Origin of the sequence: Amycolatopsis sp. NPDC021455, from assembly GCF_040640995.1 — a bacterium.
Lineage (GTDB): Bacteria > Actinomycetota > Actinomycetes > Mycobacteriales > Pseudonocardiaceae > Amycolatopsis.
On record NZ_JBFACT010000010.1, the window covers coordinates 172,882 to 190,748 of the forward strand.

Consider the following 17,867-nt stretch of genomic DNA (forward strand, 5'->3'; position numbering starts at 1 on the left):
ACATCGAGGGGGACCCGTGCGTCGTCGCGCCGCGAGAATTTGTGCTGCCTCGGTCCTATTGGGACTGGGGTTGTCGCTCGGCAGCGGGCAGGCCGACGCGGCTCAGCTGGCACCCGGCCACCTGCCGCTGGCGGAGCTGGGCTCGTGGCTCGGGTCGCTGTTCTCCGGCTCGCCGCACTGGGGCGCGACGCCGCGGCAGGCGTCCGGCACCGCCGACGGCAAGGGGCACTACGCGTCCACCGCGTCGACCCGGGCCGGTGGCGGCGCCGGGAAGACACCCGGCACCGGACGCGGTGAGCTGCCCGCCGACAACGGCCACCGCACCAAGCTGAACCCCGGCCCGAGCGGCGTGGCGTCCCGGGGCTTCGATCCCGCGACGAGCCGGCGCGACGCGGCGAAGTCGACCGCGACGATGAACTACTTCGCCAACGCCGACGGCTCGGTCACCCGCGACTACACGCGCGGCCCGGTCAACTTCGCCGACGGCCCCTGGGGCTGGCGGCCGATCGACACGTCCGTCCGCGGCGGCCAGGACGGCCGCTGGCACGAAACGGCCAATTCGCTCAATGTGGACTTCGCGGCCGACGCGGCCGATCCGGCGCTCGCCAAGCTGACCGTCGACAACGGCCACACGATCTCGTACGGGCTCCAGAACGCCCACGCCGTCAAACCCCGCGTCGACGGCCACACCGCGACCTACCCCGGCGCGCTCCCGGCCACCGACGTCACGCTCGAGCCCACGACCACCGGGCTCAAGGAATCCCTCGTCCTGCACTCGGCGGCCGCGGCGAACTCGTGGGTGTTCCCGCTGGAACTCGACGGGCTGAGCCCGCGGCTCGAGCCCGACGGCTCGGTGAGCCTGCTCGACGGCGCCGGCGCGATCCGGCAGCGGATCCCGCGCGGCTACGCCTTCGACGCGAAGGTCGACCCGGTCTCCGGCGTCCCCACCACCACCTACGCGGTCGCCTACGAACTGACCCAGGTTTCCGGGAAGCCGGCCCTGAAGATCACGCTCGACCCGAAGTGGCTGGCCGACCCGGCCCGCGTGTTCCCGGTGACCGTCGACCCGACCTTCACCGACACGCCGTCCTCGACGTACGCGGAGATCGGCGCGCCGGGCGACCACTCGATGGAGAAGACGGTCAAGATCGGGTCGTTCAACTCCGGCCCCGACTCGGCGAACACGTTCCTCCAGTTCCCGAAGGACCTCGACGGCTCGCAGGTCACGGTCAGCTCGGCGACGTTGAAGCTGTTCGACACCTGGGCGTCGACCTGCACCGCTTCGCGCCTCGACGTCGCCCCGGTGACGCAGGCGTGGACGCCGTCCGGGGTGAGCGCATACCCGGGGCCGTCGTACGGCGCCAGCATCGGCAACGTCACCCCGACGGTGCCCAACGCCTGCGCCAACCGCGCGGCCGACCGGACGGTGGGCGACTGGGTGAGCGTCCCGTTGTCGACGGCGACGTTCACCAACTGGGCCAACGGATCGGCGGCCGACTACGGCCTGGCCGTGTACGCGGCGACCAACGACTCCCTGCACTGGAAGCAGTTCGACTCCTGGCTGATGAACGCCGGCTACCAGCCGGTGCTGTCGCTGACCACGAGCGGCAACGTGCCGCCGGTCGTCGACTCGGCGTTCCCCGGCGCGGGCGGGACGACGACGAGCCTGGTGCCGTTCCTCTTCGCGACCGCCCACGACATCGACGCCGGCCCCGGCGCGCTGAAGTACCGCTACCAGGTCGCCGACTCGGCGGGCACGACCATCGCCGACTCCGGCCTGGTCAACGAGGGCACCTGGCGGGTGCCGGCCGGCAAGCTCAAGTACAACCAGACCTACTACTGGGCGGTCCAGGCCTACGACGGCTCGTCGTATTCGGCCGACCCGCCGTGGAACCCGCTCACCATCTCGGTCGACCAGCCGCTGGTGACCTCGTCGCTGTCGCAGAACACCGGCGTGCACGGCGTCGAGCCGAGCATCGGCAACTACACGACGTCGGCGACCGACGCCGAGGTCCGCACGGTCGGTCCGGCGCTTTCGGTGGTGCGCAACTACAACTCGCGTGACCCGCGGTCCGCCGGCGCGTTCGGCGCGGGCTGGTCGAGCGTCTTCGACGCGCGCGCGGCCGAGCAGTACGACTTCGACGGCTCCGGCACGGTCGTGAGCGTGCTCGTGACCTATCCGGACGGCTCCGAGGTCGGCTACGGCAAGAACGCCGACGGGACGTTCTCGCCGCCGGCCGGGCGGTTCGCGACCTTCAAGGCGGTCACCGGCGGGTACAGCCTGACCGACAAGAACGACACCGTCTACACGTTCACCCAGGCGCTCGGCTCCGGCGTCTACCAGCTGTCCTCGATCGCGGACGCCAGTGGGCGGACGGTGAACCTGACCGTGTCCGGCGGGCACCCCGCGGCGCTGACGTCCGGGGTTTCCGGCCGCGCGCTGCACCTCGCCTGGACCACACCGGCGGGCGCCACGAGCCCGCACGTCGCCTCGGTCTCGACCGACGACGTCACCGCGGGCGCGCCGCTGATCTGGACCTACAGCTACACCGGGGACCAGCTCACCGCCGTCTGCCCGCCCGGCACGACGACCGACTGCACCAAATACGGCTACACGTCCGGCTCGCCCTACCGCACCAGCATCCTCGACCTCGGCCCGCACTCGTTCTGGCCGCTCGCCGAGACGACCGGCACGACCGCGGCGAGCGCGGTACTGACCAACGAAGGCGTCGACGCGGCCACCTACCACAACGTCACGCTCGGCCAGGCCGGTCCGCTGGCCGGGTCTTCGGCGACCGCGGCCGGGTTCAACGGCACGTCGTCGTACGTGCAGCTGCCGCGGGCGGACGCTTCGGCGCCGAACACGATGTCGGTGTCGATGTGGTTCAAGACCGCGGCCACCAACGGCGTCCTGTTCTCCTACAGCACGATGCCGCTGACCGAGGCGACGAGCCCGGCGTCGCAGTACACGCCCGCGCTCTACGTCGGCAACGACGGCAAGCTGGTCGGCGAGTACTGGACCGGCGGCACGGACAAGACGATCACCACCGCCAACCCCGTCAACGACAACGCCTGGCACCACGTCGTCTTCACACACTCTTCGACGAGCCAGGGCATGTACCTCGACGGCCAGTTCGTCGGCTCCTCGATCGGCGCGATCGTGCCGATGGGCCCGCAGAACCGCTTCATCGGCGCGGGTTTCCTCGGCAACGCCTGGCCCGACCAGTCCCACGCCGGCCAGCCCGGCACCGCGACCTTCTTCAACGGCCAGATCGCCGACGTCGGCATCTGGGACAAGTCCGTGCCCGGCGTCCAGGAGATGCCGCTCTACCAGGCCGGCAAGCAGCAGGCGAGCCTGCTCACCTCGATCACCCGCCCCTCCGGCGCGGTGCACACGACCGTGTCCTACGACCCGGTTTCCCAGGCGGTCACGCAGATCGGCGACGAGAACGGCGGCACCTGGAAGTACGCGCCGCTCACCGCCACCGGGTCGAGCCAGGTCTACCGCGGTGCCGTGCTCGGCTCGCAACCCGAGCTGTACCAGCGGTTCGCCGACGCGCCTGGCACCGCCTCGCCCGCGGGCGAGGTGAACTACCGGCCGTCCGCCTACACGAACGCGACCCTCGGCGTGACCGGGCCGTTCACCGACTCGACCGCGGCGAAGTTCCCCGGCACGGTCGCCGGCGTCACGTTGCCCGACCACCTGGTGAACGCGTCGACCACCGCGTCGGTCGAGTTGTGGTTCACCACCACGTCGACCGCCGCGGGAACCTTGTTCTCGACGGGGAACTCGGCACTGGGCGCCGCGAACCCGTCCGGTGGCGCGATGCCGGTGCTGTACGTCGGCACGGACGGCAAGCTGCACGGGCACTTCTGGGACAACTCCGTCGCGGGCATGGCCTCGCCGGGCAAGGTGAACGACGGCAAGTGGCACCACGTCGTGCTCAGCGGCGCGAACACCAGCCAGGTGCTCTACCTCGACGGCCTGCAGGTCGGCACGCTGTCCGCGCAGATCTTCAACAGCGACCCGCTGAACTTCGCCGGCGCCGGCGTCTACAACAGCAACGGGTGGCCGGCCGCGCCGTCCGGGAACACCTGGAACTACTTCACCGGGTCCCTCGGCGAGGTCGCGTACTACCGGTCGGCGCTGACCGCCGCGCAGGTCACCCAGCACTTCCTCGCCGCGGGCAACTCGCAGGGCCTGGCGCCGCTCACGACGTCGACCATCACCGATCCGGCCGGCAAGACGTCGGTGCAGCAGTACGAACCGGGGGCGGGCAACCACAAGGTGTCCGAAACGGACACGAACGGCAAGCGCACCACCTACGGTTACGACACCTCGGGCTTCCTGCACACCACCACCGACCCGAACGGCAACGTGGTCACGGTCGGCCACGACGTCCGCGGCAACGTCGTCTCGCAGACGACCTGCCAGAACCAGGCCGCCGAGAAGTGCTCGACGTCGTACTCGACGTACTTCCCGGACGACACCACCGCGCAGCTGACGACGGCCGACGCGCGCAACGACCTGATGCTGACCTCGCGGGACCCGCGGTCGGCGAACGCGACCGATCCCGCGTACCTCACGACCTTCGGGTACGACACGGCCGGTAACCGCACCACGGTCACCACCCCGCCGGTGCCAGGCTTCCCGAACGGGCGCACCACGACGATCACCTACAGCGACGGCACGTCCGCGTTCCCCGCGGCCGACTCCGGGAACGTCCCCGCCGGGCTGCCGGTGAAGACGACTTCGCCCGGCGGCGCGGTCAACCGCATCGCGTACCTGCACAACGGTGACGTCGCGAACACGACGAACGCCGACGGCCTGGTCACCCGCTTCACCTACGACCCGCTCGGCCGGGTGCTGACGAAGACGGCGGTCTCGGACAGCTTCCCGGCGGGCCTGGTGACGTCCTACACCTACGACGGGAACGACCAGGTCGTGTCGCAGACCGACCCCGCGGTGACCGACCGGGTGACCGGGGCGGTGCACACCGCCGTCACCACCAGCGTCTACGACGCGAACGGGAGTGTCACGTCCCAGACCGTCTCCGACAGCACCGGCGGCGACGCGGCCCGGACGACGAGCTCGACCTACAACGACAAGGACCAGGTCGCCTCCACCACGGACGCGAACGGCAACGTCACCACCTACACCTACGACGTCTACGGCAACAAGAAGAGCGAAACCGACGCCAACGGCACCGAAACCGACTTCACCTACGACGGTGAAGGCCGGCTGCTCACGCAGGGCTTCTGGTCCACCGGCAACCCCGCCGACCCGAAGCCCGCGACGTTCGTGACCCAGAAGTCCAACGCCTACGACCCGGCCGGGCGCCTGGCGTCCGAAACGGACTCGATGGGCAACGTCACCGCCTACACCTACACCGACAACGGGCTGACCGCGACGGTCACCAAGAAGGACGCGACCGGCACGCAGTCCTTCGTCACCGAGTCGAACACCTACGACGCGGCGGGCAACCTCGTCGGCAAGGTCACCGGGAACGGCGCGAACACCTCGACGTCCACTGTGGACGCCGCGGGGCGGGTTTCCCAGGCCGTCGACGACCCCGCCGGCGCGGCGCGCACGACGTCGGTGTCCTACACCCCGGACGACAAGGTCGCGACGAGCACGCAGACCGACCCGTCGGGCCGCAGCCGCACGGTCAGCACGACCTACGACCCGATGGGCGTGCTCACCTCCCGCTCGGTGGCCGCGGACGGCACCGGGCACCCGGTCGGCTGGTGGAAGCTGAACCAGACCTCCGGCACCGCCGTCACCGACTCCTCGGGGACCGGCAACACCGCCGCGGCGACGGCGGTCACGTGGTCCGGCGGTGCCGCGGCCCTCGACGGCACGAGCTCGCAGATCGCGACCAACGGCCCGGTGCTCGACACCGCGGCGAGCTACACCGTGTCCGCCTGGGTCAAGCCGGCCATGCTCGGCTCGGCGTTCCAGACGTACGTGGTCCAGAAGGGTGCCGTGATGAGCGGCCTCTACCTCGAGTACGACGGCAACAGCCACAAGTGGTCGTTCTCCCGGTTCGGCACCGACGCGTCCAACGCCACCGCCTACCGCGCGGAGTCCTCGGCCGACGCGCAGGCCGGGGTGTGGACGCACCTCGCCGGCGTGTACAACTCGGGCACCGGCACCATGATGCTGTACGTCAACGGCGCGGTCGCCGGAAGCACGACCGACCCGTCGCCGATGGCTTCGGGCGGCTCGCTGGTGATCGGTCACGGCTGGTACCTCGGGGCCAACGGCAACTACGCCACCGGCCAGGTCGACAGCGTCCAGGCCTACTCGCGGGCGTTGACGGCCGCCGACGTCGCGACTGTCTACAACGGAGGCCGCAACGGCGGCACGGTCGCCTCGTCGGCGGCCGAGACGACGACGTGGACCGTGGACCAGCGCGGGCTGCCGACGTCGATGACCGACGCGAACGGCAACACGACGACGTACGCCTACGACGAGGCCGGGAAGCCCGCGGTGACCACCGCGCCGACGGTGAACGTCGAGACCAACGGCGGCTCGCCCACCGCGGTGCACCCCGTCACGACGACCGGGTACAACACCTTCGGCGAACCGGTCGAGGCCGTCGACCCGGACGGCAACCAGGTGACGACCGTCTACGACGCGGCGGGCCAGGCGGTGTCGGTCACCAACCCGAACTACACCCCGCCCGGCGGCGGCTCGCCGATCACGGCGACCACCGTGCGCACCTACGACAAGCTCGGGCAGGTCGTCGCCGAGAAGGACCCGCTCGGCCACGTCACGTCCCTGGCCTACGACCAGCTCGGCGACCTGGCCCAGGTGACCAAGCCGTCCGGCGCGAAGGTGGTGTCGACGTTCGACACCAACGGCGACCGGCTCTCGGTCGTCGACGCGAACGGCGCCCGGACCGAGGCGACCTACGACTTCCTGTCCCGGCCGCTGACGTCGATGGTCTTCGAACGCTATCCCTCGACGCTGACCGCGACGACGACGAGCTCCTACGCCGCCTCCGCGAGCAACCCGGGCGGCGCGCACCTGGCGTCGACCACGACACCGGCCGGTGCGGTGACGTCGTACGGCTACGACGCCCTCGGCGAGACCACCTCGGTCACCGACCCCGCGGGGAACACCACCCGGTACGGGTACAGCTACCTCGGGGAGCGGACGTCGGTCACCGCCGCCGACAGCACGTCGACGGTGACGGCCTACGACCAGTCGAGCCGTCCGGTGCAGGTGACCCGCAAGGACGCGACCGGCGCGGTGCTCCAGCAGACGTCGGCGGCCTACGACGCGGGCGGGCGTCTGACGTCCAGTGTGGACGGACGTGGTACGGCGCGGACGTTCACCTACGACGCGGGGAACCGCCTGTCGGGCGAGATCCAGCCGGTCTCGGCGACGGCGTCGATCACCACGACGTTCGGCTACGACGCGGCGGGCAACCGGACCCGGTTCACCGACGGCCGCGGCAACCCGGCGATCACCCGGTTCAACTCCTGGAACCTGCCGGAGGCGCTGGTCGAACCGGCCACGGCCGCCTACACCGCCGACGCCGACCGGACGTTCACGTCGGTCTACGACGCGGCGGGGCGCCCGGTCACGCAGACGCAGCCGGGCGGGGTGACCGTGTCGGCGGGCTATGACGACGACGGAAACCTGGTCAGCCAGTCCGGCAGCGGCGCCGACGCGGCGACCGCGACCCGGACGTTCGGCTACGACGCCGGCGGGCGGATGACCTCGGCCGCGACCTCGGAAGCGGGCGTCACCGGCCATTCGGACCACCAGGCGGCCTCGAGCGAGACCTTCACCTACAACGACCGCGGCGGGCTGCTGACGGCGAGCGGTTCGGCGGGCTCGTCGTCGTTCGCCTACAACACCGAAGGCCTGATGACCTCGCGCATCGACGCGGCGGGCACGACGTCGTACGGCTACGACAACGCCGACCGGCTGTCGACCATCACCGACGCGGCGACCGGCGGCACGCAGACCCTGAGCTACAACGCGCTCAACCAGGTCAGCGGCGTGAAGTACGGCACCGGCAACGCGCGGACGTTCACCTACGACGGCCTGCACCGCCTGACCGGCGACGCGCTCAAGACGGCCGGGGGAGCGGCGATCGCGTCGGTGACGTACGGCTACGACGGGAACAGCAACCTGACGTCGAAGACGACGGCCGGGTTCGCGGGTGCGGCGGCGAACACCTACACCTACGACCTGGCCGACCGGCTGGCGTCGTGGAACAACGGCGTGAGCACAGTGGCCTACGGCTACGACGCTTCGGGCAACCGGACCCAGGTGGGTTCGTCGACGTACACCTACGACGAGCGCAACGAACTGACCTCGGACGGGTCGAACACCTACAGCTACAGCGCGCGGGGAACGCTGCGGCAACGCGCGTCGTCGACGAGCACCTTGGTGTCCGCTTCGGACGCGTTCGGCCAGATGGTCGTGCAGGGAACGCAGAGCTTCGGCTACGACGCGCTGCAGCGGAACCTGACCGACACGACGATCGCCTCGGGCACGACGACGACGTTCTCGTTCTCGGGGATGGGCAACACGATCGCGTCGGACGGCACGTCGACGTACAGCCGTGACCCGGGCGGCGGCCTGGTCGGGATCGCGTCCGGCGGCAGCGGCGCGTACGCCTTTGTGGACCAGCACACCGACGTGGTCGGGACGTTCACGGCGACCGGGACGGCGCTGGCGGGTTCGACGGCCTACGACCCGTTCGGGAACGTGCTGGCGTCGGCGAACGCGAAGGGGCAGCTGGGTTACCAGTCGGGCTGGACGGATCAGCCGACGGGCAACGTCAACATGTCGGCGCGCTGGTACAACCCGGCGGTCGGGCAGTTCATGAACCGCGACACGGTGTCGAACAGCCCGGTGCCGAACCCGATGGAGGCGAACAAGTTCGCCTACGTCGACGGCAACCCGATGACGGGCACGGACCCGTCCGGCCACGGCCTGTTCGACTGGATCAGCGACACCTTCATCAAGCCGGCGGCGTCGTTCGTCTACCACGAGGTGATCCAGCCGGCGGCGCACTTCGTGAACACGTACGTGGTGCAGCCGGTGGTGCACGCGGCGGTGGCGACCTACCACGTGGTCCGCGACGTCTACCACGCGGCGGCACGGGTGGTCCGCAACACCTACCACGCGGTGGTCAGAGCGGCGAAGAAGGTCTACCACGCGGCGGTACACGTGGTGAAAACGGCGTATCACGCGGTGGCGAAGGTCGTGAAGACGGCAGCCCATGCGGTGGTCCACGCGGCGAAGGCGGTGGCCCACGCGGCGGTGTCGGCGGCGAAGACGGTGGGCCACGCGGTGGCGACGGCGGCGGTGGCGGTGGGCCACGCTGCGGCGTCGGCGGCGTCGCATGTGGCGACGTTCGCGAAGGAGCACGCGTCGACGATCGCGGGTATCGCGGCGGGCGTGGTGGTCGGCGCGGCGTGTACGGCGGCGACGCTCGGTATCGGCGCGGTGGGTTGCGCGGCGATCGGTGGCGCGGTCGGTGGTGCGGTGTCGTACGGGATGGACTGCTCGAAGGCGCACAACTGCTCGGCGGCCGGTGCCGTCGAGGCTGTCGGTCTGGGTGCGCTGGGTGGTGCTCTGGGGGCCGGTTTGGCGGGTCCGCTGGGCGGCAAGCTGGTGTCGGACGCGTTGAACGGTGTCTTGCCGGAGGTGGCGACCCAGGGGCTGGTGGGTGCGGGTTCTGGGGCGATCAGCGGTGGTGTGACGGCGTTGGCCGGTTACGGGATGAACTGCGGCCGGAGTTGTTCGGTGAGCGGCGCGTTGTCGGCGGCGGGTTCCGGGGCGCTGGCCGGTGGTGTCGGTGGTGCGGCATTCGGGGCGCTGGGTGGTTTGCGGGCTCGTGGTCGTAGCTCGTCCGAGGAGCCGGCCGCCTGCCCGATCCACAGCTTCCTCCCGGGGACCAAGGTGCTGCTGGCGGACGGCTCGTCGAAGCCGATTTCCGCCGTCCGGGTGGGTGACCGGGTCGCGAACTCGCAGCCTGGCCGGGCCGGTTCGGAGGTCCATTCGGTGGATCGGGTGATCGTGACGCAGACGGACCACGACTTCGTGGACTTGAAGGTGAAGCCGAGCCGGGTGCGCCGGGCAGTGGGTCGTGTGGCGGCGGGCCTGGCGTTGGCAGCCGGCGTCGTGGCCGGTGGCGCGGTGCCGGCGTCGGCGGCGACCTTGACGACGACGTATCACCACCCGTTCTACGACGTGACGCGAGGAGCGTTCGTCGAGGCGGTGGACCTGCGGGTGGGCGACCGTCTGCAAACCGCGGACGGCAGCGAGGCGACGGTCGAGGAGGTGACCCCGTACCACTCGACGGAGGTCACCTACGACCTGACGATCGACGAGCTGCACACGTACTATGTCTACGCTGGCGACACACCGGTGCTGGTCCACAACTGCGGTGGTGGCGTGGATGCGTCGGGAGCGGCGTGTCGCTGCCCGAGTCCGAGGCCGACGACGTGGCACCTTGATGCTATCGAACACCCGGACACCGCGATCCACGCTGCGGAGCAGGGCGGGGACGGGAGCATGCTCACCATCGACCGGCCGGGTTCGTCCCAGCGGCGCGCGGACAACCTGCGCGACGTCGAGACGAGTTCCGGGCTGGACCGGGACGAGTTTCCGCCGGCGATGTTCGAGGAAGGTGAGAACGCACACGTGAAGCTGATCGACTACCGTGACAACCGGGGTGCGGGTTCTTCGATGAGTAGTCAGCTTCGAGACGTCCCCAACCAGGGTCGAGTGCGGCTCAAGATCGAAAACCTTGCTTTCGTCCTTGGCGACGAATAAACGGAGTGACATGAAGCGACTTGTCGAAATTGCCAGCAAGCCGATTGGTTTGGCGCAGGCCGATGAGGTGGCCGAAGGCGCCAATGATCTGCGAGGACTGTTGGGCCAGAAGAATGGCTTCTACGCCTTCGAATCGGCCCTGCATGTGTTCCCCTCAGGGGCTCCCCGGGTTCCGGGGTACTCGCTTCAGGAATGGAATGCGCCGGACCTCTGGCTGGCAAGCTACGGCCGGCTGGCGCCCGCTGCGCTCTTCTTCGCGGAAGATCTTTTCGGTTGCCAGTTCGCTCTGGTTGATCACGCGGTCTACAGTTTCAATCCGGAGACGGCGCAGTTGACGCACTTTTCCGATGATCTCGACGAGTGGGAACAGAACCTCCTGGCTCGCTACAACCATGCGACCGGGTATTCGGTCGGCCACGAGTGGCAGCTGGCCAACGGTGCCCTGCTGCCCGGCCATCGGCTGGTTCCACGTATCCCCTTCGTCGGCGGCGGAGACTACTCCGCGGACAACATGGTGCCGGTTGAGAGCGCTGCCGCGCTTCGGTACTGGGGAAATTTCGCGAACAAGGTGGCAAATCTGGAAGATGGCGCTCAACTACATTTTTCACCTGCGGATATCGATTCGCTTAAATGTGCGAAATGGTCAGGCGTGGGACCAGCCGAATGCCGGTGCTTCGAACGTTCCAAGCCGGCATCGATCGAACGGTAGCTGAAACTCGGCCTGATCGAATCCGCCACGCTGTTTCAGGTTGAACGCCGTTCCGCGCTCTACGGGAAGACCAGCGCCGTGTACGTACTGGACGATCGGCAGCGGTGGGTGCGCGGCGGCCGTGATTGTTCGGTGAGTGGTGCGTTGTCGGCAGCGGGGTCTGGGGCGCCGCGGCGGGTGGTGTCGGTGGGGCGGCGTTCGGGGCGCTGGGTGGTTTGCGGGCTCGGGGTCGCAGTTCCTCGGAGGAGCCGACCTCGTGTGCGGTGCCGCACAGTTTCCTCGCGGGGACGAAGGTGCTGTTGGCGGATGGTTCGTCGAAGCCGATTTCCTCGGTTCGGGTGGGTGATCGGGTGGCGAACTCCCAGCCGGGCAAGCCGGGGCTGGAGGCGCACCCGGTGGATCGGGTGATCGTGACGGCGACGGACCACGATTTCGTGGAGTTGAAGGTGAAGCCGGGCCGTGTCCGTCAGGCGGTGGGCCGTGCCGTGGCGGGCCTGGCTGTGGCGGCGGCAGTGGTGACGGGTGGTGCGACGACGGCGTCGGCTGTGCCGGCGACGTTGACGACGACGTATCATCACCCGTTCTACGACGTGACGCGTGGTGCGTTCGTGGAGGCGGTGGACCTGCAGGTGGGCGACCGCCTGCAGACCGCGGACGGTGGCGAGGCGACGGTCGAGGAGGTGACGCCGTACCGGGCCAGCTCGATCAGGCCAGGTTCGGCCAGGCCCGCGGTTGCGGAGGCGATCCGCCCGCCGGGCGGAGGTCGTGGGTTCTCGAGCACCAGCCAGCGCGGTGGTGAACCCCCTCAGCTGCATGAAGACGTGCAAGCGATCCTGGACTCCATCCCTGAGAACGAGCGTGGTGTGGGACACGGGCGCTGCGGTCTCGCGGTATGCCTGTCCGAGGCACTCAACAACGACCTGGACCCCACGGGCTGGGATGCGGCTGCGGTCAAGGTGAGGGGATCGACAGCTCATCCGGCGCACGGCGAAGGCGTGGGTCCATGTCCGAGTTGTGTTCCTCTCGTGGAAGAGTACGACTTGACTTTCCTGACTGGAGAGGGGAAATAAGGTGACCGAGTTCTCGCCCGGCATCCTGGACGTCCTCGTCGCTGCGGGATGGCGCGCCGACCGGCATGTCGATGTCGATGGCTGGCGAGCCGGCTTGGCGGAGGACGGGCTCCGCATGCACGCCGCCGCCGAGGCGTTCCTCGCGTCGTTCGGCGGGTTGAAGATCGATGTACGCGGCCCCGGTGTGTCGTGTGCCAGAGAACCGTTCGAGCTCAATCCCCTGCTGGCTTCCGGCGAAGGGGACCGGTTCATAGACTGGGGAGCGGAGACCGGGAAGTCGTTGTTCCCGGTCGGTGAGTTCGGTGAGGGGCGTTTGTTCCTTGCGATCGATGAAAACAGTCAAATCTACGGTCTGTCCGATTGGTTGGCGAAATACGGTCCTTATGATGAAGCGTTGGCGAAGCTCATTTCAGGGATTTTGCCGGATGACGTAACCCCGGCGTGATCAGCTGAGCCACGCCTGCGAGTCCGCCTGAGCGGAAAGGTGAGCCGAACCGGGTGTGCCGGGCGGTGGCGGTGGTGACGGGCGGCGTCGGCGGCTCCGGCGACGTTGACGACGACGTATCACCACCCGTTCTACGACGTGACGCGTGGTGCGTTCGTGGAGGCGGTGGACCTGCAGGTGGGCGACCGTCTGCAGACCGCGGACGGTGGCGAGGCGACGGTCGAGGAGGTGACGCCGTATCACTCGACGGAGGTCACCTACGACCTGACGATCGACGAGCTGCACACGTATTATGTCTACGCGGGCGACACACCGGTGCTGGTCCACAACTGCGGCGGCGGAGCCGACCGACGTTTGGTGACACGTTTAGTGAGCATGGTGCTGGCCCGCGAAACATGCGAAGTCTTACTGATCGAGCTCGTAGTACAGGTAACGATCAAGGGTGATGGTCGAATGATGCCGACGCAGCCGCATTTCTGAGGGATCAATATGATCCTAACTCGGGGCCTAGGCAAGTTCCTCTGGAGGAAGGGATGGGTACTGTTTACAAGCCGGATGGTTCAGTTGTGCCGGCGACCCATGCTCAGCTTGTGCCTGGGCGAAATATGCCGTACCGGACGGCGTTCCCGATAGTTGTGGGGCACGGATGATGTCGACATCGTTCAAGGTCACGTTTTCGGGCCCTGCGTCCATTGTCTCAGAGGTGCCGAGTTCTCCCTCTTCCCATGATTTCGAGTCCGTGGTGATGGACCTGTGCGTGATATTGGCAGAGAATGAGTGCTCGTTTGAGATCTGCGGGTTCGGGCAACTTCGATGGCCGGTTGACGTCAAATACGATCTTTCCACATTTATTGAGCAGCTACCGGAAGCTTTGCGGTGCATCAAGGATCGTGTACCTGTCGAGGTCGACCTGTACGGGCAGGGGATCGAAAGAAGTTTGAAGTTCGAGACCAAGGGTGAGTTCGTGCATATTTCCTGCGAATCTCGCACGGGCTGGGTTCCGCGGCCGGATGTGGAAAAAATCGGCTATTTGGATCTACTGTCAATGTTGGAATCGGTTGCCAGTGAGTTCACCTCTTCGCTGCGATTGGTGTGGCCACAACTGGGAGGCAGGGCCCGTTTTGTAATTGGGTCAGATGATGAGAGCATCGGACAGTGAAGTCTGGTAGCAAGTGCAAGCAGTCCTGCGATTTTGTCTTTGGATCGGGTGCATAGTTCCTGGCGTCGACGAAGGTGTTGTTGCGGATGATTCTTCGAAGCTGATCTCTTCGTTGAAGGTGGGGGATCGGGTTGCGAACTCGCAGCCGGGGAAGGCGGGGCTGGAGGCGCACCCGGTCGATCGGGTGATCGTGACCGAGACGGACCACGACTTCGTGGACCTGAAGGTGAAGCCGAACCGGGTGCGCCGCGCGATCGGCCGCGTGGTGGCGGGCGTGGCGGTGGCTGCCGCTGTCGCCACGGGTGGGCGGCTACGGCCTCGGCGGCTCCGGCGACGGTGATCACGACGTACCACCACCCGTTCTACGACGCGTAACGCGTGGCGCGTTCGTGGAAGCGGTGAACTTGCGGGTGGGCGACCGTCTGTAGACGGCGGACGGCGGCGAGGCGACGGTCGAGGAGGTGACCCCGTACCACTCGACGGAGGTCACCTACGACCTGACGGTCGACGCACTGCACACGTACTACGTCTCCGCCGGCGACGTCCCGGTACTGGTCCACAACTGCGGCTCGGGTGGCCGGCTACGTGGCCCGGACGGCCGGTTCACGGCCCACCCGGACGCGCCCGCGCCCGGAGCCGTGCACAGCGACGGGATGCTGCGGGGTACCAATGCGCCCGGCCTGGTCACCAGCCGTGGTGGGTTCCGGGCGGCCACCGAAGACGCTGCCTGGGAACAAGCCGAAGAGGGACCAGCGGTGGTCGGATGTGTCCGACTCAGGGCCCGAACTGTGCCGGTGAGGTGATGGTGCCGCCACGGACCCCCGGCCAGACCCGGGACTGGGACGTCAGCCACAATCCTTCCTGGACCAATCGCCGGTTCGCGCCGGACGTGACGCGTGCGGAAGTACAGGACGATTACCAGGTGGGGACGAGCCTCGAGTGTCCGGCGTGCAACCGGATCGGCGGCAACGACGACTCGAGATCCGGTGGATGAGGTATGGGACTGATCGAGCATCTGGAGGCACGGCTCGGCCTCATCACGGGTGGCTGGTCGAAGGATGAGGAGGGACGGCCACGGGAGTTCCGGGTCGCTGCGTTCGCCGAAGGGGTGATCCCTGGCGCTCGATCCTTCTCGACGATCGGTTTGAGCCGGCATGATTTGGTGTCGCCGCGGTCCGGGCGAAAGCTGCGACTGGAACTCGTGGCAGGTGAGCGAGGCGGGCCCGGGGCGGAGTATCTCCCCGGCCTCGTCGGGCAGGTGGCCGACGAACTTCTTGCTTCCCATCGAGCGCTTCTGCGCGGGGATGTGGTCGGCCCTCGGGGGCCGCTCGTACCCGGGAGCAGGATGGAAGCGTGGTACGCCGCGGCGCCGGTCTATTACGACGATGGCTTCGCTGGCGTGGACCTCGACGACGGGAACCGTGCGGCAATAGTGTGGCTCGTGCCGATTTCTCGGCGGGAGGCCGAGTTCGTGAGCGCCAACGGCCGGCGGGAATTCGAAAACGAGTTGATCAAGCATGACCCGGACCTCTTGAACCTCCATCGGCTGGAGCTCCCGCTGACCGGTCGGTAATCGCTGGACGCGGACGGTCGGGAACGAGAACGCGGCGACAAGCGCAGGTACTGCAGCGAATGTGGTGGTCGGAGCGGTGCGCCGGGTGTCGGCTGCGCCATGCGGTGGCGGGGCTGGTTGCCGCGGTCGTGACGGGTGCAGCGGTCCCGGCGTCGGCATCGGCGTAACCCCCGGCTGGGGTTTGCGGATCGGCGCGAATGCCGGAAAGGTACACGTGACGCAGGAGATGGGGAGCCGACCGAGGTTGAGCAGAACATCTTCATCGGCAATCCGAGGTACTCGGGCAAGTCGGATTTCCTTCTCGCATTCCGCATGCCTGAAGGCGTTGAACTGCGGCCTTGATCGCAACCGAATGAGATGATCGTCGACGGTTCGCTGAAGATTCCTGCCGAGAACGTCCTCGGTTCGAACAGTCGAACGAGTCGGAGTTGCTGACGGGGAGTCCGGTCTTCGCCTCGGCGGTGGGGACTGTGCGGGGAAAGTCTCATCCATGAGTTGCGCACCAGTGGATCGGCGGGTAGTGCTCAGCGGCGGGATGATTGATACCAGCTATCCCAGCATCGTCATCTGTGGACTGTCGTGGCAATTCGCGCGGCTTCTCGTCCGCGTTGGCGCGAACTCGACGAGGTCGACCGTCTTTCCTGGATCGAGACACTTGCCGAGCCTCCGGCGCGGCGGCGAACCGCCGCAGCTGCATGAAGACGGGCAAGCGGTCTCGCGGTATGCCTGTCGGAGGCGCTCGAGGATGGATTGGACCCCACGGGCTGGGATGCGGCCGCGATCAAGGTGAGGGGATCGACAGCCAATCCTCATGGCTGCGGAATGGCGCGCCGACCGGCATGTCGATGTCGATGACTGGCGTGTCGGCCTGGCAGAGGACGGGCTCCGCATGCACGCCGCCGAGGTGTTCCTCGCGTCGTTCGGCGGGTTGAAAATCGATGTCCGCGGATCTGGTGTGTCGTGTGCCAGAGAACCGTTCGAGCCCGGTCCCCTGCTGGCGGCCGGGGAAGGGGACCGGTTCATCGACTGGGGAGCGGTGACCGGGAAGTCGCTGTTTCCGGTCGGCGAGTTCGGTGACGGGCGTTTGTTCCTCGCGATTTCGGGGATTTCGCCGGATGACGTAGCACCGGCGTGATCAGGTGTGCCGCACTTGCGAATCCGTGCCGGGATGGTCGTCTTCGGTCTCGGTTGGGCAACTGTTGTCGATGCCCGGCCTCGCGACCTGTCCGGATTGTGTCAGATCAGGCGAATTTTCGCGGCAGGGCAAGGGAAGCAGCCCAACGAGCTCCGTCTACGTTGAGGCACTCGCGTGCACCCGCACGCGCCCCGCTGTGAGGAGAACCGACATGGGTGCCCGCCAGGAAAGACGCCTGCTCGAGAACGCCGCCCCGCTGATGCGGCCCGACGAACGCGTCGAACTCGTCGCCATGGCGAAGATCGGTTCGGTCAAGAAGTCCGTCGGGAAGTCCCTTGCCTACGGTGTGGCCGTCGGCGTGCTCAGCGGTGGCACCATGATGGCCTTCTCCACGCATGCCGAAGCGTACATCGTGCTGACCGATCGGCAGATCCTTTTCTTCCGCTCCCACGCCGGCACCCCGGGCAAGCACATCATGAGCATTCCCCGTGCCTATGCCGCCATCACCGAACCGAAGTCGGGACTCCTGCTGAAGTTCCAGCTCCACGTCCAAGGCTGGGACCAGGCGCTGGCCCTGACGATCCCGCCCCTTCCACCGGCTGTGCGTAAGCGAGGCGTCGCCTTCACCCAGCTCATGCCCCGGATCGTCCTCGCGGCCGCGTAACGCGGTCAAGGTCTCCGGCGCGCCGCCAGGGTGATCGTCCCGCGCTTCGAACTCGGCGTGGCCGGCGCCGGCGGCCGGGTTCTCGCGGCGGCTTGCGGGCGCGGGATCTCCTCCGGGGGGGGGGCGGGCAGGCTGGGGCAACGTCCGATGTGGACTCATGGCCGCGTCGATCGTGGCCGCCACCTCGACCGGAGGTCCCGCTCGATCGTGTCCCGTACTACGCGGACGCACGGCGGCACGCTGAGCATCGCCGACAGCGTGTCCGGCGCCCGCCTGGAACTCCGCCTGCCGCTTGCCTGAAGACT

Annotated in this window: 11 protein-coding genes; all 11 read left to right on the forward strand. The window is 68.1% G+C overall.

Features of this window, described 5'->3' with window-relative positions:
- Positions 1 to 70: 70 nt before the first annotated feature.
- The 11 genes from AB0G28_RS16090 to AB0G28_RS16140 all read left to right on the forward strand — a co-directional run bounded on the left by AB0G28_RS16090 (position 71) and on the right by AB0G28_RS16140 (position 17,562).
- Positions 71 to 10,807 (forward strand): LamG-like jellyroll fold domain-containing protein, encoded by a 10,737-nt coding sequence (locus tag AB0G28_RS16090; protein ID WP_361088864.1) that lies wholly within the window; start codon positions 71 to 73, stop codon positions 10,805 to 10,807.
- A 10-nt stretch (positions 10,808 to 10,817) separates the two neighbouring features.
- Positions 10,818 to 11,516 carry a hypothetical protein gene (locus AB0G28_RS16095; protein ID WP_361088866.1) on the forward strand — a complete coding sequence of 233 codons (699 nt, stop codon included), beginning with the start codon at positions 10,818 to 10,820 and terminating at the stop codon, positions 11,514 to 11,516.
- A 263-nt stretch (positions 11,517 to 11,779) separates the two neighbouring features.
- A complete protein-coding gene (locus AB0G28_RS16100) occupies positions 11,780 to 12,586 on the forward strand; it encodes a YwqJ-related putative deaminase (RefSeq protein ID WP_361088868.1) in 807 nt (268 codons plus the stop codon).
- A 1-nt stretch (position 12,587) separates the two neighbouring features.
- Entirely contained in the window at positions 12,588 to 13,031 is a 444-nt protein-coding gene (locus AB0G28_RS16105; RefSeq protein WP_361088870.1) for an SUKH-3 domain-containing protein, read from the forward strand.
- 105 nt (positions 13,032 to 13,136) lie between these two features.
- Positions 13,137 to 13,511: a polymorphic toxin-type HINT domain-containing protein gene (locus AB0G28_RS16110; RefSeq protein WP_361088872.1), complete on the forward strand. Its 375-nt coding sequence runs from the start codon at positions 13,137 to 13,139 to the stop codon at positions 13,509 to 13,511.
- Between the two features lie 259 nt (positions 13,512 to 13,770).
- Positions 13,771 to 14,190: a hypothetical protein gene (locus AB0G28_RS16115; protein WP_361088874.1), complete on the forward strand. Its 420-nt coding sequence runs from the start codon at positions 13,771 to 13,773 to the stop codon at positions 14,188 to 14,190.
- 118 nt (positions 14,191 to 14,308) lie between these two features.
- Positions 14,309 to 14,530 carry a hypothetical protein gene (locus tag AB0G28_RS16120; RefSeq protein ID WP_361088876.1) on the forward strand — a complete coding sequence of 74 codons (222 nt, stop codon included), beginning with the start codon at positions 14,309 to 14,311 and terminating at the stop codon, positions 14,528 to 14,530.
- Positions 14,531 to 14,651: 121 nt separating this feature from the next.
- On the forward strand, positions 14,652 to 14,993 hold the full coding sequence (locus tag AB0G28_RS16125) for a hypothetical protein (RefSeq protein ID WP_361088878.1): 342 nt from the start codon (positions 14,652 to 14,654) through the stop codon (positions 14,991 to 14,993).
- Between the two features lie 194 nt (positions 14,994 to 15,187).
- Positions 15,188 to 15,763 carry a suppressor of fused domain protein gene (locus AB0G28_RS16130; protein ID WP_361088880.1) on the forward strand — a complete coding sequence of 192 codons (576 nt, stop codon included), beginning with the start codon at positions 15,188 to 15,190 and terminating at the stop codon, positions 15,761 to 15,763.
- Between the two features lie 811 nt (positions 15,764 to 16,574).
- Complete coding sequence (locus AB0G28_RS16135; protein ID WP_361088882.1) at positions 16,575 to 16,898, forward strand: SUKH-3 domain-containing protein; 324 nt, start codon at positions 16,575 to 16,577, stop codon at positions 16,896 to 16,898.
- 211 nt (positions 16,899 to 17,109) lie between these two features.
- Positions 17,110 to 17,562, forward strand: coding sequence for a hypothetical protein (locus AB0G28_RS16140; RefSeq protein ID WP_361088884.1), 453 nt, complete (start codon positions 17,110 to 17,112; stop codon positions 17,560 to 17,562).
- Positions 17,563 to 17,867: the final 305 nt, after the last annotated feature.

What these genes read in the sequence shown, in the direction of transcription:
- AB0G28_RS16130 (WP_361088880.1), top strand. Translation starts at nt 15,188, where the DNA reads ATGGGACTGATCGAGCATCTGGAGGCACGGCTCGGCCTCATCACGGGT.
- AB0G28_RS16095 (WP_361088866.1), top strand. Translation starts at nt 10,818, where the DNA reads ATGAAGCGACTTGTCGAAATTGCCAGCAAGCCGATTGGTTTGGCGCAG.
- AB0G28_RS16140 (WP_361088884.1), top strand. Translation starts at nt 17,110, where the DNA reads ATGGGTGCCCGCCAGGAAAGACGCCTGCTCGAGAACGCCGCCCCGCTG.
- AB0G28_RS16135 (WP_361088882.1), top strand. Translation starts at nt 16,575, where the DNA reads ATGGCTGCGGAATGGCGCGCCGACCGGCATGTCGATGTCGATGACTGG.